Origin of the sequence: Lentzea atacamensis, from assembly GCF_003269295.1 — a bacterium.
GTDB lineage: Bacteria > Actinomycetota > Actinomycetes > Mycobacteriales > Pseudonocardiaceae > Lentzea > Lentzea atacamensis.
The window spans coordinates 147,044-168,876 of record NZ_QLTT01000009.1 but is presented as its reverse complement, the minus strand read 5'-3'; the positions used below and the strand labels follow the sequence as shown (position 1 = coordinate 168,876).

Here is a 21,833-nt window from a genome sequence, read left to right as displayed (position 1 = left end):
CACCGTCGGCCGGGGTTTTCATGCGTTCGAACTGAAGGAGACACCACGTGTCCAGCCCGCCGCGCGGAGAGCTTGCCGCGCAGCTAGCACCCGTTGTGCGGGAAGCGCTCGAAGCGATCGGCTTCGACCTCGACGCACTCGACGTGAATCAGGCTGGGCGCCGCCGTCTGGTCAAGGTCGTGGTGGACGGCGAGGACGGCATCGGGCTCGACGAGGTCGCCGAGGCGAGCCGGGTGGTCTCCGCCGCGCTCGACGCGCACGACCATCTGATCAACGGGCCGTACACCCTCGAGGTCACCTCGCCGGGTGTCGACCGCCCGCTCACCCGCCCGCGCCACTGGAAGCGCGCGCACCTGCGTCTCGTGAAGATCAAGCAGCCGGAGCAGGTCGAGTGGTTCGGCCGGGTCGGCGAGTGCGACGAGACCGGTGTCGAGCTGCTGCACCAGGGCGAGCTGAAGCGCGTGGAGTACCGCCACATCGAACGCGCGGTCATGGAGATCGAGTTCAAGCAGCCGCCGGTCGAAGAACTGGCTCGGCTCACTCGGAAAGCACCGAAGGAGGAGCCGAGGTGAACGTCGACATCGCCGCCCTCAGGGCGATCGAACGTGAAAAGGACATCCCCTTCGAGACGGTCCTCGAGGCGATCGAGTCAGCACTGCTGACCGCCTACAAGCACACCGAAGGGCATCACTCGCACTCGCGAGTCGAGATCGACCGCAAGACCGGGGTCGTGCGCGTGCTCGCGCAGGAGCTGGGTCCGGACGGCGCGGTGCAGGAGGAGTGGGACGACACTCCGGAAGGCTTCGGCCGCATCGCCGCGACCACCGCGCGCCAGGTGATCCTGCAGCGCCTGCGCGACGCGGAGCACGAGCGCACCTTCGGCGAGTTCGCCGCCAAGGAGGGCGAGATCATCGCCGGTGTGGTGCAGCGCGACGCCCGCGCGAACGCCCGCGGCATGGTCGTCGTCCAGGTGGGCGACACCGAGGGCGTGCTGCCGCCGGCCGAGCAGGTGCCGGGGGAGCAGTACAACCACGGCGAGCGCATCAAGTGCTACGTCGTGAGCGTGTCCCGCGGTGCGCGCGGACCGCAGATCGCTCTCTCGCGGACGCATCCGAACCTCGTGCGGCGGCTGTTCGCCCTCGAGGTTCCGGAGATCGCGGACGGCACCGTGGAGATCCCCGCGGTGGCACGTGAGGCAGGTCACCGTTCGAAGATCGCGGTCCGTTCGACGGTCTCCGGCGTGAACGCGAAGGGCGCCTGCATCGGCCCGATGGGTGCCCGTGTGCGCAACGTGATGCACGAGCTCGGCGGTGAGAAGATCGACATCATCGACCACTCGGACGACCCCGCTACTTTCGTCGGGAATGCGTTGTCACCTGCGAAGGTTGTGTCCGTACGGGTGCTCGACGAGCGTGCCAAGACGGCACGTGTCGTGGTGCCGGACTTCCAGCTGTCGCTGGCGATCGGCAAGGAGGGGCAGAACGCCCGCCTGGCCGCCCGCCTGACCGGCTGGCGCATCGACATCCGCAGCGATGCGGAGTCTCCGGCTGCCGGAGCAGTCACATCCAGTTCGGCCGAATGAGCTCCAGGGGATAGACTCATCAACGGTTCAACGTCGGGTTCGGTCACCCAACACATCGGCCCTGTTCGCACGTGCATTGGATGCCGTACCCGGACGTTGCCCTCTGAGCTGCTGCGTGTGGTCGCGGTGGACGGTTCGGTGGTTCCGGACGTCCGCAGGCGGCTTCCTGGTCGGGGTGCTTGGTTGCATTTCGATCTCGAATGTCTGCGCAACGCCGAGCGGCGACGGGCGTTCTCGAGGGCCCTCCGGGTCCAGGGGGCACTCGACGTCGCTTTGTTGCGCGAGCACTTGGAGCAGCACGGGAACAAGGCCTCGGGACAGCCCCGAGGTCAGCAAGAAACAAGGAAGCAGGTCGACCCGTCATGAGTCAGCCGTGAAGCTGAAGACATGAACGCGCGACGTTAAGACGAGGTCGATGGGACTTGCCCGCCGGCCTCACGACCAAGGAGAGCAGTGGCAGGCAAGGCCCGCGTGCACGAGCTCGCGAAAGAGCTCGGTGTTACGAGCAAGGAAGTTCTCAACAAGCTCGCCGAACAAGGCGAGTACGTGAAGTCCGCGTCCTCGACCGTCGAGGCCCCCGTGGCCCGGCGGCTTCGTGACGCCTACGAAGCCAAGTCCTCGAAGCCGTCGGCTCCCAAGCCGGCCGCTCCGAAGCCCAAGGCACCCGCACCCGCTGCTGCCGCAGCGCCCGCCGCCCCGGCGGAGTCGAAGCCGGCAGCCACGACGGACAGCAAGCCCGCTGCGCCCAAGGCCGTTCCCGGCCCGAAGCCCGCGGCTCCGCGTCCCCCGGCCCCCAAGCCCGCGCCCGCCGCTCCGGCCGCGCAGGCTCCGGCCACGCCCGTCCAGCAGCCCGAGGCTCCGGCCGCCGCCGCACCGGCACCCGCCGCGTCGGCTCCGGCCGCTCCCAAGGCTGCCCCGGCTCCCGGCGGCAAGCCGGGTGGCCCGCGTCCGGGCCCGCGCCCGGCTCCGCAGCAGCAACAGCCCCAGCAGCCGCAGGCTCCGGCCGCGTCCGCTGGTGCGCAGACCCCGTCCGTGGTGCCGCCGCGCACGCAGGCTCCCAAGCCTGCCGGCCCGCGTGCCCCGCGTCCGGGCAACAACCCCTTCGGCGTCGGTGGCGGCAACGCTCCCGGCCCGCGTCCTGGACCTCGTCCCGGCCCGCGTCCGGAGCAGGGCGGCGACCGCCCCTCCGGCCCGAAGCCCGGTGACCCGCGTCCTGCCGGTCCCCGTCCGGCGGCTGCCCAGGGTGGCGGCCGTCCTGCTCCCGGTCAGGGCGGACCTCGTCCTGCTCCCGGCCAGGGTGGGCCTCGTCCCGCTCCCGGTCAGGGCGGTCCTCGCCCCAACCCGGGCAACATGCCTCCGCGCCCGAACCCCGGCATGATGCCGGGCCGTCCGGCCGGCAACCGTCCTGGCCCTGGTGGCGGCGGTGGCCGTCCCGGTGGCGGTGGCGGTGGCGGCGGTCGTCCCGGTGGGGGCGGCGGCGGTGGCGGCTTCCGCGGCGGTGGCGGCGGTGGCGGCGGCGGCGGTGGCTTCCGCGGTGGCGGAGGCGGTGGCGGTGGCGGCGGCGTCCGTCCCGGCGGTGGTGGCGGTGCCGGTGGCGGCGCCCCGGCCGGTGGTGGCGGCGGTTTCCGCGGTCGTCCCGGTGGTGGCGGCGGCGCAGGCCGCGGCGGTACCGCTGGTGCCTTCGGTCGTCCGGGTGGTCCGGCGCGTCGTGGACGCAAGTCCAAGCGGCAGAAGCGCCAGGAGTACATGGACAACATGCAGGCGCCTTCGGTCGGTGGCGTCCGCCTGCCCAAGGGGCAGGGCGAGACGATCCGCCTGCCGCGCGGTGCCTCGCTGACCGACTTCGCCGACAAGATCAACGCCAACCCGGCGTCGCTCGTGCAGGTGCTGTTCCACCTGGGCGAGATGGTCACGGCGACCCAGTCGGTGTCCGACGAGATCCTGGAGCTGCTCGGCTCCGAGATGAACTACGTCGTGCAGGTCGTGTCCCCCGAGGAGGAGGACCGCGAGCTGCTCGAGACGTTCGACATCACCTACGGCGAGGACGCCGGTGACGAGGACGACCTGCAGGTTCGCCCGCCGGTCGTGACCGTCATGGGTCACGTCGACCACGGTAAGACGCGACTCCTCGACACCATCCGCAAGGCGAAGGTGCACGAGGGCGAGGCCGGTGGCATCACCCAGCACATCGGTGCGTACCAGGTGGAGACCGAGCTCGAGGGCAACCCGCGGCTCATCACCTTCATCGACACCCCCGGTCACGAGGCGTTCACCGCCATGCGTGCCCGTGGTGCGAACGCGACCGACATCGCGGTCATCGTCGTCGCCGCTGACGACGGCGTGATGCCGCAGACGGTGGAAGCGATCAACCACGCCCAGGCGGCCTCCGCGCCGATCGTGGTCGCGGTGAACAAGATCGACAAGGAGGGTGCGAACCCCTCCAAGATCCGTCAGCAGCTGACCGAGTACGGCCTGGTCGCCGAGGAGTACGGCGGCGACACGATGTTCGTCGACATCTCCGCGAAGCAGGGCATCAACATCGACAGCCTCCTCGAGGCCATCCTGTTGACCGCCGACGCTTCGCTGGACCTCCGCGCCAACCCGGACATGGAGGCCCAGGGTGTCGCGATCGAGGCGCACCTCGACCGCGGTCGCGGTCCGGTCGCCACGGTGCTGGTCCAGCGCGGCACGCTCCGCGTCGGCGACTCGATCGTCGCGGGCGATGCCTACGGCCGCGTCCGCCGCATGGTGGACGAGCACGGCGACGACGTCCACGACGCGACCCCGTCGCGTCCGGTGCAGGTCATCGGCCTCACGTCGGTGCCGCGCGCCGGTGACTCGTTCCTCGTCGTCGACGAGGACCGCGTCGCCCGCCAGATCGCCGAGCGTCGTCAGGCCCGCACCCGCAACGCGCAGAACGCCGCGAAGCGCAAGCGCGTCAGCCTGGAAGACCTGGATGCGGCGCTGAAGGAAACCAGCGCTCTCACCTTGATCATCAAGGGTGACAACTCGGGTACCGTCGAGGCCCTCGAGGACGCGCTCATGAAGATCGAGGTCGGCGACGACGTCGAGCTGCGCGTGATCCACCGCGGTGTCGGTGGCATCACCGAAGGCGACATCAACCTCGCCGTGGCCGGTTCCGCCATCGTCCTGGGCTTCAACGTCCGGGCCGAGGGCAAGGCGACCGAACTCGCGAACCGCGAGGGTGTGGACGTCCGTTACTACACGGTCATCTACCAGGCGATCGACGAGATCGAGGCGGCCCTCAAGGGTCTCCTCAAGCCGGAGTACGAAGAGGTCCAGCTCGGCCGCGCCGAGATCCGCGACGTCTTCAAGTCCTCCAAGGTCGGCACGATCGCGGGCTGCATGGTCCTGTCGGGCGAGATCCGCCGCAACGCGCGCGCTCGCCTGATCCGTGACGGCAAGGTGATCGCGGAGAACCTCCCGATCAGCTCGCTCAAGCGGTTCAAGGACGACGCCACCGAGGTCCGCGAAGGTTTCGAGTGTGGTCTCACGCTCGGCAACTACAGCGACCTCAAGCTCGAGGACGTCATCGAGACCTACGAGATGCGCGAGAAGCCGCGCGCCTGATAGGCCTGGATGGGGGTGCGGAGCCGTTTAACCGGTGGCTCCGCACCCTTTTCTTCTGGAGGATCTTGCCCATGTACGTGGGGGCTCTGGAACTGGACGTGCTTTTGGGTGACGTCCACTCGCTGAAGGAGAAGCGCTCTGTCGTCCGGCCCGTCGTGGCCGAACTGCGCAAGCGCTTCGAAGTTGCCGCTTCCGAAGCCGGTCATCAGGATCTGCATCGGCGCGCGTTGATCGGTGTTGCCGCGGTCTCCGGTGATGCGGCGCATGTCAGGGAAGTCCTGGCCGGCTGTGAAAGGCTGGTCGCAGGACGACCCGAACTGGAACTGCTCTCCGCCCGCACGCGTCTCGTCGGGCCGGAGGACGACTAGGAAGGGGAGGCTCGTGGCCGACACGGCACGTGCCCGCAAGCTCGCCAAGAGGATCTCGCAGATCGTCGCTTCGGCTCTGGAGCACGAGGTCAAGGATCCTCGGCTGGCTCGGGTCACCATCACCGACACGAAGGTGACCGGGGACCTGCACGACGCGACCGTGTACTACACGGTTCTCGGCGAGCGGTTGGATTCCGAGCCCGATCTCGCCGGAGCCGCCGCGGCTCTGGAAAAGGCCAAGGGTGTGCTGCGGTCCATGGTCGGGCAGCAGACCGGGGTCCGGTTCACGCCCACTTTGACGTTCATCACGGACACCGTGCCGGACACGGCGCGGAAGATGGATGAGCTGCTGGCCCGCGCTCAGGCGGCTGACGCCGAGGTGGCCCGGCTGGCGGCAGGGGCTCAGCCCGCCGGCGAGGCGGATCCTTACAAGGCGCCTCGTGAGGACGAGGACGACGACTGATCGTCCGCGTGTGGGGTGGGACGGAACCACCCCACCTCGCGTTGTCAGGCGCGGTCACCTCGTCAGACCGCGGAAATGGTCTTGTCGGTGGGTGCCCTGCGGCACATTGCGATCGTGAGCAGCTAACGTCTCCCTGTGGCAGATGACCTGAGCACCACCATTGCCGAGGCTGCGCGGTTACTGGCCGACGCCCGTGATGTGACCCTGTTCGGCCACATCAACCCCGACGCGGACACGCTCGGGAGTGCGTTGGCGGTGGGGCTCGCGCTGCATCGGCGCGGAGTCGTGGTGCGCGTGGCCTTCGGTGAGCCGGAGGACGTGCCCGAAAGTTTGAAGGCCTTGGACACGGCCGGGCTGCTGGTGCACAGAGACGACGTGCCGCAGGAGCCCGAGCTGCTCGTCGTCATGGACACCGGAAGCTTGCAGCGGCTGGGGCCGCTCGCTGACCGGGTTGAGCGGGCCAAGGGCCCCGTCATCGTCATCGACCACCACGTGTCGAACACGCGTTACGGCACGTTGCACTGCATTGACGAGCACGCCGAGGCCACAGCGCTCATCGCGCTTCGACTGCTCGACGAGATGGGCGTTGAAGTCGACGAGCCGATCGCGCGGTGCATCTACGCCGGGCTTGTGACGGACACCGGGGGCTTCCGGAAGGCAGGACCCGCGGCGCACGAGACGGCGGCCCGGCTGTTGCAGACCGGCGTCGATGCGTACAGCGTCACTCGTCCGTTGATGGACGCGCATCCGTTCGCTTACTTGGGCATGTTGTCGCGAGTGCTCGCCAAGGCCGAGCTGGACGAGCGTGCCGCCGGCGGGCTGGGGCTCGTGCACGCCGTGGTGGGCATGGACGACGCGCGGGACGTGCGCAGCGAGGAGGTGGAGAGCGTGATCGACGTCGTGCGCTCCGCATCCGAGGCCGAGGTGGCCGCTGTGCTGAAGGAGTTGCGGCCCGGGTTCTGGTCGGTCTCGCTACGAGCCGTCAGCCAGGTCGATGTGCGTGAGGTGGCGCAGGTGCTCGGCGGCGGTGGGCACCGGCTGGCGGCCGGGTTCACGTTCGACGGGGCCGCGGAGCAGGTCGTCGCCGCGCTCAAGGGCGCGTTGGAGCGGGTGGAGTCATGACAAGGACAGGAAGCCCGCGGCTGCTGCGGGAGATCAACGACCGGGCGGCCATCGAAACGCTGCTGCGCAGCGGCGCGATGACGCGCGCCGAGCTGGAAGAGGTCATCGGCCTCTCCAAGCCCGCGACAGCGCAGCTGCTGGCACGCCTCGAAGAAGACGGCATGGTCGTGCGCACGGGCTTGCGCGGCGGCGGCCGCGGCCCACGCGCCCAGATGTGGGCCGTCAACGGCGGCGTGGGGCACGTGGCGGCCGTGGCGCTGACGCCGGACCTCATCGATGTGGCCATCGCGGACATCACCGGCTCACTGCTGGCCGAACACAGCGCGCCGATGCCCAAGGAGAACACCCTGGCGGCGTTCCGCGAGACCGTGCAGAAGGCAGCGGCGCTCGCCGGCCTGCGCCTGGACTCGCTGTCCCACGTCGTGGTCGGCACGCCGGGCGCGGTCGACCCCGCCACCGGCCACCTGGGCTTCGCGCCGCACCTGCCGGGACTCGTGGACGTCGACCTCCCCGCCACCCTGCGCGAGCTGCTGGGCACGTCGGTGTCGATCGAGAACGACATCAACCTGGCCGCCCTGGAGGAGATGAGCTCCGGCAAGGCCGTGGGCGTGCGCAACTTCGTGCTCTTCTGGCCAGCCGACGAGATCGGCTCGGCAGTCGTGGTCAACGGCGTGCTGCTGCGCGGCGTCACCGGCGGCGCGGGCGAGATCGACTCGATGCAGGTACCGGGCGGACGCTACGGCGACCAGGTGGACAGCGACGCCATCGTGGCGCTGGCCGCCACCCACGGCATCTCCGCCGACTCCGGCCTGGAGGCCGTCGCACACGCGCTGACCACCGGCACCGAGGGACGCGCGTTTTTGTCAGACCTCGCTCGTAGGATCGCTTTGGGTCTGGCGAACGTGGTGTGCGTGCTCGATCCGGAACTGGTGCTGCTGTCGGGCGGAGTGGCACAGGCCGGCGGCGAGACGTTGTGCGAGCTGGTGTCGTCGGAACTGCGCAAGCTGGTGGTGCCGCGCACTCCGGTGCAGCTCGCGCAGATCACCGCCAACCCCGTGCGCTCGGGAGCTCTGCACTCGGCTCTCGCGGTGGCTCGGGAGCGGGTGTTCGGCTTGCCGCAGCGGGCCTAGGTCGGCTTTGGCGGCTGGTCCGCGTCCTGCGGATCTGTTCGGTGTTCGTGTGGGTTCTCTGATGGTGTTGCTGTAGGAGGGCTTTCTCGGGCGCGGTTGTTGCGGGCGGGTGTGCGGGGCGTGGTCTTGGTCGCTCGTGCGGCTGAGACGTGTCCTGAGGGTTCGTTCGGTGCCGTCGTGTTCGTGCGGGTTTCTGATGGTGTTGCTGTCGGAAGGCTTCTCGGGCGCGGCTGTAGGAGGCTTCGCGGTCGCGGCTGTTGTGGACGGGCGTGCGGGGCGTGGTCTTGGTCGCTCGAACGGCTGATCCGTGTCCCGAAAGCTCGTTCGGCGCCGTCGTGTTCGTGCGGACGTCCGGCGGCGTCGCCGTCAGAAGGCTCGCCGGACGCGCCTGCCGCGGACGAGGCGTGCAGGACGCGGCTCAGATCGCTCAAACGGGTGAGCCGTGTCCCGAAACGCTGTTACCGAATCTCGCGTACGAGGAAGCGCGCGGGGGAGCGGAACAGGAGGTGAGTGCTTTCCATCGCTAAAGGGATGGAGTGCGCTTCCCGACCACCTAGGTTCGGTCGTGTGGAGGATCGGGTTCCCGCGCGGCGGGTGATCGGGCTGGCGGTGCCCGCCCTGGGGGTGCTGGCAGCCGAGCCGTTGTACGTGCTCGTCGACACGGCCGTGGTCGGGCACCTGGGCGCGTTGCCACTGGCCGGCCTGGCACTGGGCGGTGTGCTGCTCACGCAGGTGTCGACGCAGCTGACGTTCCTGTCCTACGGCACGACGGCGCGCACGGCCCGGCTGCACGGAGCCGGGCGGCGTGCGGAGGCGGTCGAGGAGGGCGTCCAGGCGACGTGGCTGGCGGTCGCGGCGGGCGTGCTGGTGGTGTTGCTCGGGCAGCTGTTCGCCCGGCCCGTGGCGGAGGTGCTCGCGGGCGGCGGCGCCGTGGCCGATGCCGCGGTGCAGTGGGTGCGCATCGCGTTGCTCGGGGCGCCGTTCATCCTCGTAACGATGGCGGGCAACGGGTGGATGCGGGGCGTCCAGGACACCCGGCGGCCCCTGAAGTACATCCTGATCGGCAACGGCATCAGCGCGGTACTCTGCCCGGCGCTCGTCTACGGCGTGGGCTGGGGGCTTGAGGGCTCGGCCATCGCCAACGTGGTCGCGCAGCTGCTGTCGGCCGGATTGTTCATCAAGGCGCTCTTCGCCGAACGCGTGCCGTTGCGGCCGCATTGGGCTGCCATGCGCGCGCAGCTCGGCATGGGGCGCGATCTGGTGTTGCGGAGCCTGGCGTTCCAGGCGTGCTTCATCAGCGCGGCTTCGGTGGCGGCGCGGACGTCTGTCGCGGCCGTGGGGGCGCACCAGGTCGTGCTGCAGCTGTGGACGTTCCTCGCGCTGGTGCTGGATTCGCTGGCGATCGCGGCGCAGTCGCTCGTCGGTGCGGCGCTCGGGGCGTCGAACCGCCGGCAGGCCGAGAAGCTGGCGTGGCAGGTCACTCGGTACGGGCTGGTGTTCGGGATCGGGCTCGGGGTGGTTTTCGCCGCGCTGGCACCGGTTTTGCCGCAGGCGTTCACGTCGGACGCTGGCGTGCTGGGAGAAATTCCGAACGCGTGGTGGTTTTTCGTTGCGCTGCAACCGATCGCGGGCGTGGTGTTCGCGTTGGACGGGGTGTTGCTGGGCGCGGGCGACGTGAAGTTCATGCGGACGGCGACGCTCGGGTCCGCGGTGATCGGGTTCCTGCCGCTGGTGTGGGCCTCGTACGTGTTCGGGTGGGGGCTCGCGGGGATCTGGACCGGGCTGTCGGCGTTCATGGTGTTGCGGCTGGTCGCGGTGGTGTGGCGTACACGATCGGGTGATTGGGCGGTGGAGGGCGCGGTCCGCTGACACCCACGCAGCTGACGCCCACGCAGCTGACGCCCACGGCGCTGACGCCCACGGCGCTGACGCCCACGCAGCTGACGCCCACGGCGCTGACGCCCACGCAGCTGACGCCCACGCAGCTGACGCCCACGCAGCTGACGCCCACGCAGCTGACGCCCACGCAGCTGACGCCCACGCAGCTGACGCCCACGCAGCTCACATCCACGCAGCTGACACCCAGGTGGGCGCTGTGTCCGACCTCACGGCATGAAATCGTTACCAAGAAGGTTGTTTAGGCGATGTAACTAATGTCTACCCGCCTCCGACCTGGGGAGAGTGCCGTCTTGCCGTCGGTCGATCGCGCCACCCGTACCTCGTGGCTGATCTGGACCACCGCCGTCTTCGTCTACTTCGCCGCCGTCTTCCACCGCACCACGCTCGGCGTCGCCGGGCTGGAGGCGAGTGAGCGGTTCGGGCTCGGGCCCGCGCAGCTCGGTGTGTTCACCGTGTTGCAGGTTGGCGTCTACGCCTTCATGCAGATTCCCACCGGTCTGCTCGTGGACCGTTTCGGCCCGCGCAAAATTCTCACCATCGCCGCGTTGCTCATGGGCACCGGCCAGTTGCTCTTCGCCGTCGCCGACTCGTACGGGCTGGGGCTCGTCGCACGGGCCGTGCTCGGCATGGGCGACGCGATGACGTTCATCAGCGTGATCCGGATCGTGGCGGCGCACTTCCCGCCGCGCCAGTACTCGCTGGTGGTCGCGGTCACGGCCGCGCTGGGCGGTGTCGGCAACCTCGTCGCCACGGTGCCGTTGACGCTCATGCTCGGCTCGATCGGGTGGACCTGGGCGTTCCTCATCGCGGGCGGCGCGACTGCCGCGTACTCGATCATCGCGTTCCTGCGGCTGCGGGACGTGCCGGACGGCTTCGCGGCTCCCAAGCCCGAAGCCGTGCCGCTCAAGAAGATCTGGCCGAAGGTGCGGCAGGCGTGGAGCGTGCCCGGCACCCGGCTCGGCTTCTGGGCGCACTTCAGCACCATGTCCACACCGGCTGTGATCGGTCTGCTGTGGGGGTACCCGTACCTCGTGCAGGCGCAGGGCATGTCGCCCAAGGCGGCGTCGTCCACGCTCGGACTGCTGGTCATCGGTGCGATTGTGTCGAGTCCGATCGTTGGGGCGTTGTTCTCTCGCAATCCCGAGTGGCGCATGCCGATCGCGGGCTGGTTCCTGGCGTTCGCGTTCGCCGGGTGGGGCGTGCTGCTGCTGTGGCCGGGCGGTCACGTACCGGTGCCTGTCATCGCAGTCGTGTTCCTCGTGCTGACCGTCGGCGGGCCCATCTCGGGCGTCGCGTTCGCGTTGGCCCGCGACTACAACCCGTCGCACCGCCAGTCCACGGCGAGCGGCCTGGTCAACGTCGGCGGCTTCCTCGCGGTGACCGTCGCGGCACTGGGTGTGGGTGTGTTGCTGGACCTGCTCGAGAACCTCGTGACGCCGCAGACGGCGTTCCGGGTCGCGCTCAGCTTCTGCGTCGTCGTGCTGGCGCTGGGTGGCTGGCGGATGCTCGTGTGGTGGCGGCGCGCGCGTGCGGCGGTGTTCGCGGCAGAGGAGCGTGGTGAGGCGGTGCCGGTGCAGTTGCGGCGTCGTCGTTGGGACGCTCTGCGCGTCGCTTAGGATTTCGCGCCGTGAAACCCTCTGTTGCACCGGGCCTGGTAGTCGTCGACAAGCCGGACGGCATGACCTCGCACGACGTGGTGGCGCGTGTGCGCAGGATTCTCGGCACCCGCAAGGTCGGGCACGCCGGCACGCTGGACCCGATGGCGACCGGCGTGCTCGTGCTCGGCATCGAACGCGCGACGAAGCTCCTCGGCCACCTCGCGCTCGACAGCAAGGCCTACCTCGCGACGATCGTGCTCGGCGCTTCCACGACGACGGACGACGCCGAGGGCGAGGTTCTGTCCACTGTGGACGCGTCGGGGGTGGCCGACGACGCGATCGCCGCCGAGGTGGCCAAGCTGACCGGCCCGATCCAGCAGGTGCCGTCGGCCGTGTCCGCGGTGAAGATCGACGGCAAGCGCGCCTACGCACGGGTGCGTGCGGGTGAGCAGGTCGAGATCCCCGCACGGCCCGTGACCGTGCACCGCTTCGACGTGCTGTTCACGCGCCGTGAGGACAAGACGGTCCTGCTCGACGTGATGGTCGAGTGCTCCTCCGGCACCTACGTGCGCGCGTTGGCCCGCGACCTCGGCGCGGCGCTGGGCGTCGGTGGGCATCTGGGTGCGTTGCGGCGTACCAGGGTCGGCCCGTTCGACCTCCGCGTGGCCAAGACGCTCCAGCAGCTTGAGGAGACGCCCGGCCTGTCGCTGGACCTCGACGCCGCGGTGGCAACGGCGTTCCCGCGCCGCGAGATCGACCCGCGCGAGGCGTCGGCGCTCTCGCACGGGCAACGGCTGCGCGCGGGCGGGTTCGAGGGCACCTACGGGGTCTTCGGGCCGGACGGTCACGTCATCGCGCTGGCGAAGGACGATGGCGACGCGTGCAAGCCCGTGGTGGTCCTCAGTCCGGCTGGGTGACGCCACGAGTCGTGCCGCGACGTAGGCTGATCACCGTGCAACGCTGGCGCGGACTAGATCACCTTCCCGGCGGCTGGGGCCGCTGCGTCGTGACGATTGGCGTGTTCGACGGTGTCCACAAAGGCCACCAGGCCCTCATCGGGCGGGCGGTGGCCCTCGCGGAGCAGCGCGGGCTGCCGAGCGTGCTGATGACCTTCGACCCGCATCCCTCCGAAGTGGTCCGGCCCGGCAGCCATCCCGCGCAGCTCACCACGCTGCGGCGCAGGGCGGAGCTGGTCGAGGAGCTGGGCGTCGACCACTTCGTGGTGGTGCCGTTCAGCCTGGAGACGTCCCGGATGCCCGCGGACGAGTTCGTGCACGAGGTGCTGGTCGAGAAGCTGCACGCGGCGGCTGTCGTGGTGGGGGAGAACTTCACCTTCGGGCACAAGGCGGCGGGTAACGTCGCGTTGCTGCGCAGGCTCGGGCAGCGGTTCGGATTCGTGACCGAGGGGGCTGATCTGGTGTCCGCTGACGAGGTGACCTACTCGTCGACCTACGTCCGGGCGTGCATCGACGCCGGGGACGTCAAGGCGGCGGCCGAGGCGCTGGGCCGGCCGCACCGGCTCGAAGGGATCGTCGTCAGAGGAGATGGGCGCGGGAAGGATCTGGGCTTCCCGACCGCCAACCTCTCGACGCCCAAGTTCGCGGCTGTTCCCGCCGACGGCATTTACGCCTGCTGGTTCACCGATTCGAAGGGCAAGAAGCTCAAGGCCGCGGTGAGCGTGGGGACGAACCCGACGTTCTCCGGCCGGGAACGCCGGGTCGAGGCGTTCGTGCTGGACGTGGACGAGGACTACTACGGGCAGCGGGTCGCGGTGGACTTCGTCGACCGTCTGCGCGAGATGGTGAAGTTCGACTCGGTCGAGGCGCTTCTCGAACAAATGCATCGCGATGTAGACCGAACGAGGGAACTGCTGACTGAGTCGTGACCGTCAGATTGGGCGAAGCGGCCGTGGGGGCGTCCGCAGGCTGGCAGGATGCGGGTCGGAGTGCGGGCTACGGGAGAGGCCAAGGTGGAGGACCACAAGATCGTTCAGCGCAACCTCGCCCTGCAGAGGGAGTGGTACGGGGAGCCTCTGGGTGACCGCGTGCGCCGGTTGGTCGTCGCCTTCAACGTGTCGCAGGCCCAGCTCGCGGACGTGCTGGGGATCAGCGCGCCGATGCTCAGCCAGGTGATGAGCGGCCGCCGCGCCAAGATCGGCAACCCCGCCGTGCTGGCGCGGCTGATCATGCTCGAGCGCAAGATCCTCACGCCGGACGTGGCGACCGGGGCGCCGGAGGCGTTGCAGCGGGCGCTCGACGACGTGCGCGAGTCCAAGCCGACCGTGTCCCGCGACTCGCTGCCGGTCAACGGTGACGAGAGCGTCGCGTACCCGGTGCTGCGCAGGGTCGCCGACCGCACCGAGCTCCAGCAGGCCGCGGACCTGCTGTCCGCGGACTTCCCGGCGATCGCCGAACTGTTCCGCAGGGCCGTCCGCGCCGCCAGGTGAAGTTCTTCACCGCGCTCTTCCCGCCGCGGCACGTGGTCGCGGAGCTCGAAGCGGTGCTCGACCGCACGCACGGCCTGGAGTGGACGAAGCCGGAGAAGTGGCACATCACGCTCTGCTTCCACGGCGAGACCGCGGATGAGGAACGTTTCCGGGCACTTGAGGGTCACGAGGTGCCGCAGCTGCGGCTGAAGGACTTCGGCGACTTCCGCGGCAGGATCCTGTGGGCGGGAGTGGACGGCGAGTTAAATCGGTTGGCAAGGGCGGCGGGCGCGAACGACAATTGGCAGGCGCACCTGACAGTGGCGTACGGGTACCGGGGGCAGCCGATGCCGGCGTTCCTGAGCAGCCCGTGGCAGCCGTCAGAAGCAGTGCTCGTGAGCAGCGCCGATGGTGTCTACACGCCCGTCGCACGGGTGGGCTTGCGCACGTCAGCGCGCCGCTGAGCACCGTGCCTGATAACCTTCCCAGTTGGGTCTGGCTGCGGTCCGTGGCGGCCAGTACCGGCTACCCCGGCCAGCAATTCGGCGGGCGTGGGGCCGCACGGACCTGAACATGTAGGAGAAGTACCTAGTGGCACTGTCCACGGAGCAGAAGAAGTCCATCCTCGGCGAGTACGGTCTGCACGACAGCGACACCGGCTCCACCGAGGCCCAGGTCGCCCTGCTGAGCAAGCGCATCGCCGACCTCACGGAGCACCTGAAGCAGCACAAGCACGACCACCACTCCCGCCGTGGTCTTCTGCTGATGGTCGGCCGTCGCCGCCGTCTGCTGAACTACCTGACCAAGGTGGACATCAACCGCTACCGCGCGCTGATCCAGCGCCTCGGTCTGCGCAGGTGATACTTGCCGAGGGGGAGTGACCGGCCGGTCACTCCCCCTCGGCGTACAGCCGGGTGTATACAGACCCCTGGTTGAAAGACGAACAAAACAGGGCCCGCAGCGCGCGAAGCAGTTTTCGCCGGTCCTCGGTAGTGGCCCCCTGGTGGAAACGCCCCAGGGGACTTCGATCGAAGACCGGCCTCGTCAGAACGCGCGTAGCGGTGTCCAAAAGACGAGGAGCAACAAGTAAATGACGGACATCGAGGTCCACGAGGCGACTGCCGTTATCGACAACGGCAAGTTCGGCTCGCGCACCATCCGCTTCGAGACCGGGCGCCTCGCGCGTCAGGCCGCCGGAAGCGTGGTCGCGTATCTGGACGACGACACGATGCTGCTCTCCGCCACCACGGCGTCGAAGCAGCCCAAGGAACACTTCGACTTCTTCCCCCTCACGGTGGACGTCGAGGAGCGCATGTACGCCGCGGGTCGCATCCCCGGCTCGTTCTTCCGGCGTGAGGGCCGTCCGAGCACGGACGCCATCCTCACCTGCCGCCTGATCGACCGTCCGCTGCGCCCGTCCTTCGTGGACGGCCTGCGCAACGAGATCCAGGTCGTCATCACCGTGATGAGCCTGAACCCGGCCGACCTGTACGACGTGGTGGCGATCAACGCCGCGTCCGCGTCCACGCAGCTCGCCGGCCTGCCGTTCTCCGGCCCGATCGGTGGCGTCCGCGTCGCTCTGATCGAGGGCCAGTGGGTGGCGTTCCCGACGCACGAGCAGCTCGAGAAGGCCGTGTTCGACATGGTCGTCGCGGGCCGCGTGGTCGACTCCGGCGACGTCGCGATCATGATGGTCGAGGCCGAGGCCACCGAGAACGTGATCGACCTGATCGGCGAGGGCGCCGTCGCCCCCACCGAGGAGGTCGTGGCCGCGGGTCTCGAGGCCGCCAAGCCGTTCATCAAGGTCCTCTGCGAGGCGCAGGCGCAGCTCGCGCAGGTCGCCGCCAAGGAGACCGGTGAGTACCCGACGTACCCGGCCTACCAGCCCGACGCCTACGAGGCCGTCGAGCAGGCCGCGTCGGCCGAGCTGGCCCAGGCGCTGACCATCGCGGGCAAGCAGGAGCGCGAGAACACGCTCGACGAGATCAAGGCCGCCACGCTCGACAAGCTGGCCGAGCAGTTCGAGGGCCGCGAGAAGGAGGTCGGCGCCGCATTCCGCTCGCTGACCAAGAAGCTCGTGCGCCAGCGGATCCTGCGCGACAAGGTCCGCATCGACGGCCGTGGCCTCACCGACATCCGCGACCTGGGTGCCGAGGTGGCCGTGATCCCGAGGACGCACGGTTCGGCGCTGTTCGAGCGCGGTGAGACCCAGATCCTGGGCGTCACCACGCTGAACATGCTGCGCATGGAGCAGCAGATCGACTCGCTCTCCCCGGAGACGCACAAGCGCTACCTGCACCACTACAACTTCCCGCCCTACTCGACCGGTGAGACCGGCCGCGTGGGTTCGCCGAAGCGCCGCGAGATCGGCCACGGCGCACTGGCCGAGCGCGCGCTCATGCCGGTGCTCCCGAAGCGCGACGAGTTCCCGTACGCGATCCGCCAGGTGTCCGAGGCTCTCGGCTCCAACGGCTCGACGTCGATGGGTTCGGTCTGCGCGTCGACCCTGTCGCTGCTCAACGCCGGTGTTCCGCTGAAGGCGCCGGTCTCCGGCATCGCGATGGGCCTCGTCTCCGACGAGGTCGACGGCAAGACGGAGTACGTGGCGCTGACCGACATCCTCGGTGCCGAGGACGCGTTCGGCGACATGGACTTCAAGGTGGCGGGCACCAAGGAGTTCGTGACGGCGCTGCAGCTCGACACGAAGCTCGACGGCATCCCGTCCGAGGTGCTGGCGGCGGCGCTGGGCCAGGCCCGCGACGCGCGCTACACCATCCTGGAGGTCATGGCCGAGGCCATCTCCGACCCGGACGAGATGAGCGCCTACGCTCCGCGCGTCACGTCGGTCAAGATCCCGACCGACAAGATCGGCGAGGTCATCGGCCCGAAGGGCAAGATGATCAACTCGATCACCGAGCAGACCGGTGCCGACATCTCGATCGAGGACGACGGCACGATCTACGTCGGTGCGGCGGACGGCCCGTCGGCCGAGGCCGCGATCGGCATGATCAACGCGATCGCGAACCCGCAGCTGCCGAAGGTCGGCGAGCGCTTCCTGGGCACCGTGGTGAAGACCGCGGCGTTCGGCGCGTTCGTCTCGCTGCTGCCCGGCAAGGACGGCCTCGTCCACATCTCGAAGCTGGGCAACGGCAAGCGCATCGCGAAGGTGGAGGACGTCGTCAAGGTCGGCGACAAGCTCCGCGTCGAGATCGCCGACATCGACCAGCGCGGCAAGATCAGCCTCGTCGTCGTGAACGACGACGACGCCGCCAAGCCGGCTGACGCCCCGGAGGCCGCAGAGGCCACCGAGGCTGCTGAGGCGGCTCCCGCGCAGTGAGCGTGACAGACAAGGGGACGGCCGCGGGTGCATCCACCCGCGGCCGTCCGCGTACCGGACGGTTGGGGCACCTCCAGCGGCCGGGCAGCACGCGGGTGTTCGAGATGTCCGAGGGGTCCGAGGTGCGGCGCAGCATGCTGCCCTCCGGACTGCGGGTCATCACCGAGCGCATCCCGAGCGTGCGGTCCGCCTCGGTCGGGCTGTGGGTGCAGGTCGGCTCCCGTGACGAGCGGCCGGAGGTGGCGGGCGCCGCGCACTACCTGGAACACCTGCTGTTCAAGGGAACCGCGCGCCGGTCGGCCGCCGCCATCGCCGAGGAGATCGACGCGGTCGGTGGCGAGCTGAACGCGTTCACCGCCAAGGAACACACCTGCTACTACGCGCACGTCCTGGACGAGGACCTGCCGCTGGCGGTCGACCTGGTCGCGGACGTGGTGTTCGAGGCGATCTGCGGTCCGCGTGACTTCGAGACCGAACGCGGTGTCGTGCTCGAAGAGATCGCGATGCGCGACGACGACCCCGAGGACCTGCTGCACGACGCGTTCATCGAGGCGTTGTTCGGCGGACATGCGTTGGGACGTCCGGTGCTGGGCACCGAGAAGTCCATTCAGGACATGGAGAGGGACAACCTCTACTCGTTCTACAAGAAGAACTACACGTTGCCGCGCATGGTGTTCTCCGTCGCGGGCAACATCGAGCACACGCACGTGATGCGCCTGGTGCGCAAGGCGATCGGCGACCGGTTGTCGCGGGTGGGCAGCGCGGTCGCACCGCGAGCGGGCCGCGCGCGCATCGCCGACGCCCGCAAGCTGGTGCTGCACACCGACGACACCGAGCAGGCGCACATGATGCTCGGCATGCGCGGCCTGGACCGCCACGACGAGCGCCGGTTCGCGCTGAACGTGCTGAACGCGGCCATCGGCGGCGGCATGAGCTCGCGGCTGTTCCAGGAGGTGCGTGAGCGGCGGGGCCTGGCGTACCAGGTGTACTCGTCCGTCGGCCTGTACGCGGACACCGGCACGTTCTCCGTGTACGCGGGCTGCCAGCCCGATCGGCTGGGCGAGACCGCCGGCGTGATCCGCGAGGTGCTCGTGGACGTCGCTGGTGGCGGCCTGTCCGACGCGGAGGTGGCGCGGGGCAAGGGCCAGCTGCGCGGTGCGTTGGTGCTGGGCCTGGAGGACACCAGCTCGCGGATGTCGCGCATCGGCAAGTCCGAGCTGAACTATGGGGACCACCTGAGCGTCGAGGCGACTCTCGCGCGCATCGACGAGGTCTCCGCCGACGAAGTGGCGTCGCTCGCACGTGATCTGCTGCGCCGCCCCGTCGCTGCCGCCGTGGTCGGCCCCTACGATCATGCCGACGATCTGCCGGACCAGGTACACGAGGTGATTGCATGATTCGCGTCGGAGTTCTCGGCGCGCGGGGCCGCATGGGTTCCGAGGTGGTCCGCGCGGTCGAGGCCGCGAAGGACATGGAGGTCGTGGCCGCCCTCGACGCCGACGACCCGCTGTCCGGGCTCGTGGATGCCCGTGTCGAGGTCGTCGTCGACTTCACGCACCCCGACGTGGTGATGGACAACCTCTCGTTCTGCATCGAGAACGGAATCCATTGCGTCGTCGGCACTTCCGGCTTCGACCAGTCGCGTTTGGACGCTGTCGCCGCACTGCTCGCGGACAAGCCGTCCGTCGGCGTGCTGATCGCGCCGAACTTCGGCATCGGCGCCGTGCTGCTGATGCGCTTCTCGGAGATCGCCGCCCGCTACTACGAGTCGGCCGAGATCATCGAGCTGCACCACCCGCGCAAGGCCGACGCCCCGTCGGGCACGGCAGCCCACACGGCTCGCCTCATCGCGGCGGCTCGCTCCGGCATGGACCCGATGCCCGACGCGACCACGCAGGAGGAGCCGGGCGCGCGCGGTGCGGTCGTCGACGGCGTGCGGGTCCACTCGCTGCGGATCTCCGGGATGATCGCGCACCAGGAGGTCGTGTTCGGCGGCGAGAGCGAGACCCTGACGCTGCGCCAGGACTCGCTGCACCGGACGTCGTTCATGCCGGGCGTCGTGCTGGGTGTGCGGGAGATCGTGTCCCGCCCCGGCCTGGCCGTGGGCCTCGACAAGTACCTGGACCTGTGAAGGTCAGGGTCACCGTCGGGCTGCTGATCGCGGCCCTCGCGGTCTACTTCGTCCTGCTCACCGGTCGCGCCTTGGCCCTGCTGCAGACCGGTGAGCTGGTCGGGATCCTGCTCGGCGCGGGCGTGCTGATCCTGCCGCTGCTCGGGGTGTGGCTCGTGTACTCCAACCTGCGGTTCGGGTGGGAGACCGAGAAGATGGCCCGCGAGCTCGACGCCGAGGGCCTGCTGCCGGACGTCTCGCACCTGCCGCGCTGGCCGTCCGGCCGGGTGGACCGCGACGCCGCGGACTCGTGGTTCGAAGAGCGCCGGGCCGAGGTCGAGGCGTCGCCCGAGGACTGGCGGGTGTGGTTCCGGCTCGCGTACGCCTACGACATCGCGGGGGACCGCGGGCGGGCGCGCGAGACGATGCGCAAGGCCATCCAGCTGCACTCATGAGCGAGGGTGCTCCGGCGTGGGCTCATGAGCGGGCAGAGGTTCGTCCGCACGACCCGCGGTGGATCGCGCGTGCGGAAGCGGAGTGCGCCAGGCTCGCCGGTCTGCTCGCACCCTGGCTGGTCGACGGTGTCGAGCACATCGGGTCGACGGCGGTCCCCGGCTTGGCCGCCAAGCCGATCGTGGACCTGATGGCTTCGGTGTCCGACCTGGACATCGTCGTCGCGCAGGCGTCCGGACGTCTCGTGGCTGACGGCTGGTCGTACGTGGCTCCGGAACTGGATCGCCGGCCGTGGCGCCGTTTCTTCGTCAAGCCGGACGCGTCAGGGCAGCGGCGCGAGGCGCACCTGCACCTCATCGAGGCCGGGCACGCGAGGTGGACCGACCAGATCCGGTTCCGTGATGCGCTGCGCAACGACGCACGCCTCGTACAGGCCTATGAGGACTTGAAGCGACGGTTGGCCCAGCACAGTGGGCACGACCGTGAGGCGTACACGGCGGGCAAAGCAGCCTTCGTCGCGAGCGTTCTTGCCGATCCTGACCGTCAGACCCGCTGAGCGACCGCGACCGCCAGTTCTGCGGCGAGATCTCCCTTCTGCACCACCAGAACGTCCTCCAGTCCCAGCCACTCGGCCATGTGCCTCAACTCGGCGGCCAGCTCGGCCGCGACCCGACCGCGCTCGACCCCTTCCTCCGCGAACGCCGACTGCACCCGCAGCACGCCTGCCGCCCGGTCCGCCTTCAGGTCGACCCGCCCCACCAGCTGACCGTCCAGCAGGAACGGGAACACGTAGTAGCCGTGCACCCGCCGCGGCTCCGGGACGTAGATCTCGATGCGGTACCGGAAGCCGAAGATTCGTTCCGTGCGCGCCCGCTCCCAGATCAGCGGGTCGAACGGGCACAGCAACGCGCGGCCCTCCACGCGCCGCGGCGCCTTCGCCTCGACGTGCCGGTAGCCGGTGCCGCGCCAGCCGTCGACCGACACCGGCTCCAGCACGCCGTCTTCCACCAGCGAGGCCACCGCGGCCTGGCAACGGCGAGGGTCCAGGCGGTAGTAGTCGCGCAGGTCGGGCTCGGTGGCCACGCCCAGGGCCACGGCGGAGCGCTTGACCAGTTCGCGGGCGCCCTCTTCCGGCGTCCACCTCTGCGCCAGGACGTCCGGCGGGATGACGCGCTCGGTGAGGTCGTACAGGCGCTCGAAGCTGCGGCGGGTGCCGGTGGTCAGGACGCCGACGCCGAAGAGGACCTCGCACACCCGCTTGACCTCGGACCAGTCCCACCACGGGCCCTTGGAGCGGCCGGAGTCGCCGATCAGGGCCTTTTCCAGGGCGCCTGCACCGATGGGGCCGAGCTCCTTCACGGCGGCGAGGACCTCGTCCACCAGCTGCGGGGAGCGTTCGAGGATGGTCCGGTAGTTCTGCCACCAGCCGCGCTTCTTGGCTCCGGAGTGGAACAGCGGCCAGTCCAGCACCGGGACCAGCGACGCCTCGTGCGCCCAGGTTTCCACCAGCATGCGGGGTTTGCGCGACGAGTGCGTCCACGCTGCCTCGTCCAGCAGCGTCGGCTCGTAGGCGCCCAGGCGGGAGAAGAGCGGCATGTAGTGCGCGCGCACGGCCACGTTCACCGAGTCGATCTGCAGCAGCTGCACGCGCGAGAGCACCCGTTGCAGGTGCCTGCGGGTGGCCGTGGACGGCCTGGGGTCGGTGAAGCCCTGTGCGGCCAGGGCGATTCGGCGGGCCACGTCCGCACTCATCCT

21 protein-coding genes are annotated in these 21,833 nt (G+C 69.6%); 20 read left to right on the top strand and 1 reads right to left on the bottom strand.

The annotated features are described in order from the left end of the window. Window positions 1-47: 47 nt before the first annotated feature. The 20 genes from rimP to C8D87_RS33915 all read left to right on the top strand — a co-directional run bounded on the left by rimP (window position 48) and on the right by C8D87_RS33915 (window position 20,634). The gene (gene rimP / locus C8D87_RS34015) at window positions 48-572 is read left to right on the top strand and encodes a ribosome maturation factor RimP (protein WP_109633824.1); all 525 of its coding nucleotides are present in this window, start codon (window positions 48-50) and stop codon (window positions 570-572) included. Then, window positions 569-1,582: a transcription termination factor NusA gene (gene nusA, locus C8D87_RS34010; protein WP_109633822.1), complete on the top strand. Its 1,014-nt coding sequence runs from the start codon at window positions 569-571 to the stop codon at window positions 1,580-1,582. Before rimP ends, nusA begins: the two co-directional genes overlap by 4 nt. Before the next feature lie 18 nt (window positions 1,583-1,600). Continuing rightward, the gene (locus C8D87_RS34005; protein ID WP_109633819.1) at window positions 1,601-1,948 is read left to right on the top strand and encodes a YlxR family protein; all 348 of its coding nucleotides are present in this window, start codon (window positions 1,601-1,603) and stop codon (window positions 1,946-1,948) included. Window positions 1,949-2,035: 87 nt separating this feature from the next. Beyond that, complete coding sequence (gene infB, locus C8D87_RS34000) at window positions 2,036-5,173, top strand: translation initiation factor IF-2 (RefSeq protein WP_112229814.1); 3,138 nt, start codon at window positions 2,036-2,038, stop codon at window positions 5,171-5,173. Window positions 5,174-5,244: 71 nt separating this feature from the next. Then, a complete protein-coding gene (locus tag C8D87_RS33995; RefSeq protein WP_109633814.1) occupies window positions 5,245-5,541 on the top strand; it encodes a DUF503 domain-containing protein in 297 nt (98 codons plus the stop codon). Between the two features lie 13 nt (window positions 5,542-5,554). Further along, window positions 5,555-6,004, top strand: a complete 450-nt coding sequence (rbfA, locus tag C8D87_RS33990) for a 30S ribosome-binding factor RbfA (RefSeq protein ID WP_109633811.1) — start codon at window positions 5,555-5,557, stop codon at window positions 6,002-6,004. Window positions 6,005-6,139: 135 nt separating this feature from the next. Then, window positions 6,140-7,126 carry a DHH family phosphoesterase gene (locus C8D87_RS33985; protein WP_112229812.1) on the top strand — a complete coding sequence of 329 codons (987 nt, stop codon included), beginning with the start codon at window positions 6,140-6,142 and terminating at the stop codon, window positions 7,124-7,126. Further along, complete coding sequence (locus C8D87_RS33980) at window positions 7,123-8,256, top strand: ROK family transcriptional regulator (RefSeq protein WP_112229810.1); 1,134 nt, start codon at window positions 7,123-7,125, stop codon at window positions 8,254-8,256. Before C8D87_RS33985 ends, C8D87_RS33980 begins: the two co-directional genes overlap by 4 nt. Before the next feature lie 531 nt (window positions 8,257-8,787). Then, window positions 8,788-10,125 carry an MATE family efflux transporter gene (locus C8D87_RS33975; RefSeq protein WP_112229808.1) on the top strand — a complete coding sequence of 446 codons (1,338 nt, stop codon included), beginning with the start codon at window positions 8,788-8,790 and terminating at the stop codon, window positions 10,123-10,125. 284 nt (window positions 10,126-10,409) lie between these two features. Then, complete coding sequence (locus C8D87_RS33965; RefSeq protein ID WP_215732571.1) at window positions 10,410-11,771, top strand: MFS transporter; 1,362 nt, start codon at window positions 10,410-10,412, stop codon at window positions 11,769-11,771. 11 nt (window positions 11,772-11,782) lie between these two features. Next, window positions 11,783-12,670 (top strand): tRNA pseudouridine(55) synthase TruB, encoded by an 888-nt coding sequence (gene truB, locus C8D87_RS33960; protein WP_267899904.1) that lies wholly within the window; start codon window positions 11,783-11,785, stop codon window positions 12,668-12,670. A 35-nt stretch (window positions 12,671-12,705) separates the two neighbouring features. Next, a complete protein-coding gene (locus C8D87_RS33955) occupies window positions 12,706-13,638 on the top strand; it encodes a bifunctional riboflavin kinase/FAD synthetase (protein ID WP_109633800.1) in 933 nt (310 codons plus the stop codon). An 84-nt stretch (window positions 13,639-13,722) separates the two neighbouring features. Beyond that, window positions 13,723-14,199 carry a helix-turn-helix domain-containing protein gene (locus C8D87_RS33950; RefSeq protein WP_109633797.1) on the top strand — a complete coding sequence of 159 codons (477 nt, stop codon included), beginning with the start codon at window positions 13,723-13,725 and terminating at the stop codon, window positions 14,197-14,199. Continuing rightward, entirely contained in the window at window positions 14,196-14,642 is a 447-nt protein-coding gene (locus tag C8D87_RS33945; protein WP_109633795.1) for a 2'-5' RNA ligase family protein, read from the top strand. The genes C8D87_RS33950 and C8D87_RS33945 overlap by 4 nt, the downstream gene beginning before the upstream one ends. A gap of 127 nt (window positions 14,643-14,769) precedes the next feature. Beyond that, on the top strand, window positions 14,770-15,039 hold the full coding sequence (gene rpsO / locus C8D87_RS33940; RefSeq protein WP_030471762.1) for a 30S ribosomal protein S15: 270 nt from the start codon (window positions 14,770-14,772) through the stop codon (window positions 15,037-15,039). Between the two features lie 229 nt (window positions 15,040-15,268). Next, complete coding sequence (locus C8D87_RS33935; RefSeq protein WP_112229799.1) at window positions 15,269-17,515, top strand: polyribonucleotide nucleotidyltransferase; 2,247 nt, start codon at window positions 15,269-15,271, stop codon at window positions 17,513-17,515. A 104-nt stretch (window positions 17,516-17,619) separates the two neighbouring features. Then, complete coding sequence (locus tag C8D87_RS33930) at window positions 17,620-18,912, top strand: M16 family metallopeptidase (protein WP_170166684.1); 1,293 nt, start codon at window positions 17,620-17,622, stop codon at window positions 18,910-18,912. Then, window positions 18,909-19,646: a 4-hydroxy-tetrahydrodipicolinate reductase gene (gene dapB, locus C8D87_RS33925; RefSeq protein WP_112229795.1), complete on the top strand. Its 738-nt coding sequence runs from the start codon at window positions 18,909-18,911 to the stop codon at window positions 19,644-19,646. The genes C8D87_RS33930 and dapB overlap by 4 nt, the downstream gene beginning before the upstream one ends. After that, on the top strand, window positions 19,643-20,080 hold the full coding sequence (locus C8D87_RS33920; RefSeq protein ID WP_112229792.1) for a tetratricopeptide repeat protein: 438 nt from the start codon (window positions 19,643-19,645) through the stop codon (window positions 20,078-20,080). The genes dapB and C8D87_RS33920 overlap by 4 nt, the downstream gene beginning before the upstream one ends. After that, window positions 20,077-20,634: a GrpB family protein gene (locus tag C8D87_RS33915; RefSeq protein WP_112229790.1), complete on the top strand. Its 558-nt coding sequence runs from the start codon at window positions 20,077-20,079 to the stop codon at window positions 20,632-20,634. Before C8D87_RS33920 ends, C8D87_RS33915 begins: the two co-directional genes overlap by 4 nt. On the opposite strand, the gene C8D87_RS33910 is transcribed toward C8D87_RS33915, so the two are convergent. After that, window positions 20,622-21,830: a winged helix-turn-helix domain-containing protein gene (locus tag C8D87_RS33910; RefSeq protein ID WP_112230073.1), complete on the bottom strand. Its 1,209-nt coding sequence runs from the start codon at window positions 21,828-21,830 to the stop codon at window positions 20,622-20,624. The two genes, C8D87_RS33915 and C8D87_RS33910, sit on opposite strands and share 13 nt — an antisense overlap. Window positions 21,831-21,833: the final 3 nt, after the last annotated feature.

Excerpts from the sequence above, each read along its gene's own strand:
- C8D87_RS33995 (WP_109633814.1), top strand. The coding sequence starts at position 5,245 with ATGTACGTGGGGGCTCTGGAACTGGACGTGCTTTTGGGTGACGTCCAC.
- C8D87_RS33980 (WP_112229810.1), top strand. The coding sequence starts at position 7,123 with ATGACAAGGACAGGAAGCCCGCGGCTGCTGCGGGAGATCAACGACCGG.
- C8D87_RS33975 (WP_112229808.1), top strand. The coding sequence starts at position 8,788 with ATGGAGTGCGCTTCCCGACCACCTAGGTTCGGTCGTGTGGAGGATCGG.
- C8D87_RS33965 (WP_215732571.1), top strand. The coding sequence starts at position 10,410 with ATGTCTACCCGCCTCCGACCTGGGGAGAGTGCCGTCTTGCCGTCGGTC.
- C8D87_RS33935 (WP_112229799.1), top strand. The coding sequence starts at position 15,269 with ATGACGGACATCGAGGTCCACGAGGCGACTGCCGTTATCGACAACGGC.
- C8D87_RS33930 (WP_170166684.1), top strand. The coding sequence starts at position 17,620 with ATGTCCGAGGGGTCCGAGGTGCGGCGCAGCATGCTGCCCTCCGGACTG.
- dapB (WP_112229795.1), top strand. The coding sequence starts at position 18,909 with ATGATTCGCGTCGGAGTTCTCGGCGCGCGGGGCCGCATGGGTTCCGAG.
- C8D87_RS33915 (WP_112229790.1), top strand. The coding sequence starts at position 20,077 with ATGAGCGAGGGTGCTCCGGCGTGGGCTCATGAGCGGGCAGAGGTTCGT.
- C8D87_RS33910 (WP_112230073.1), bottom strand. The coding sequence starts at position 21,830 with ATGAGTGCGGACGTGGCCCGCCGAATCGCCCTGGCCGCACAGGGCTTC.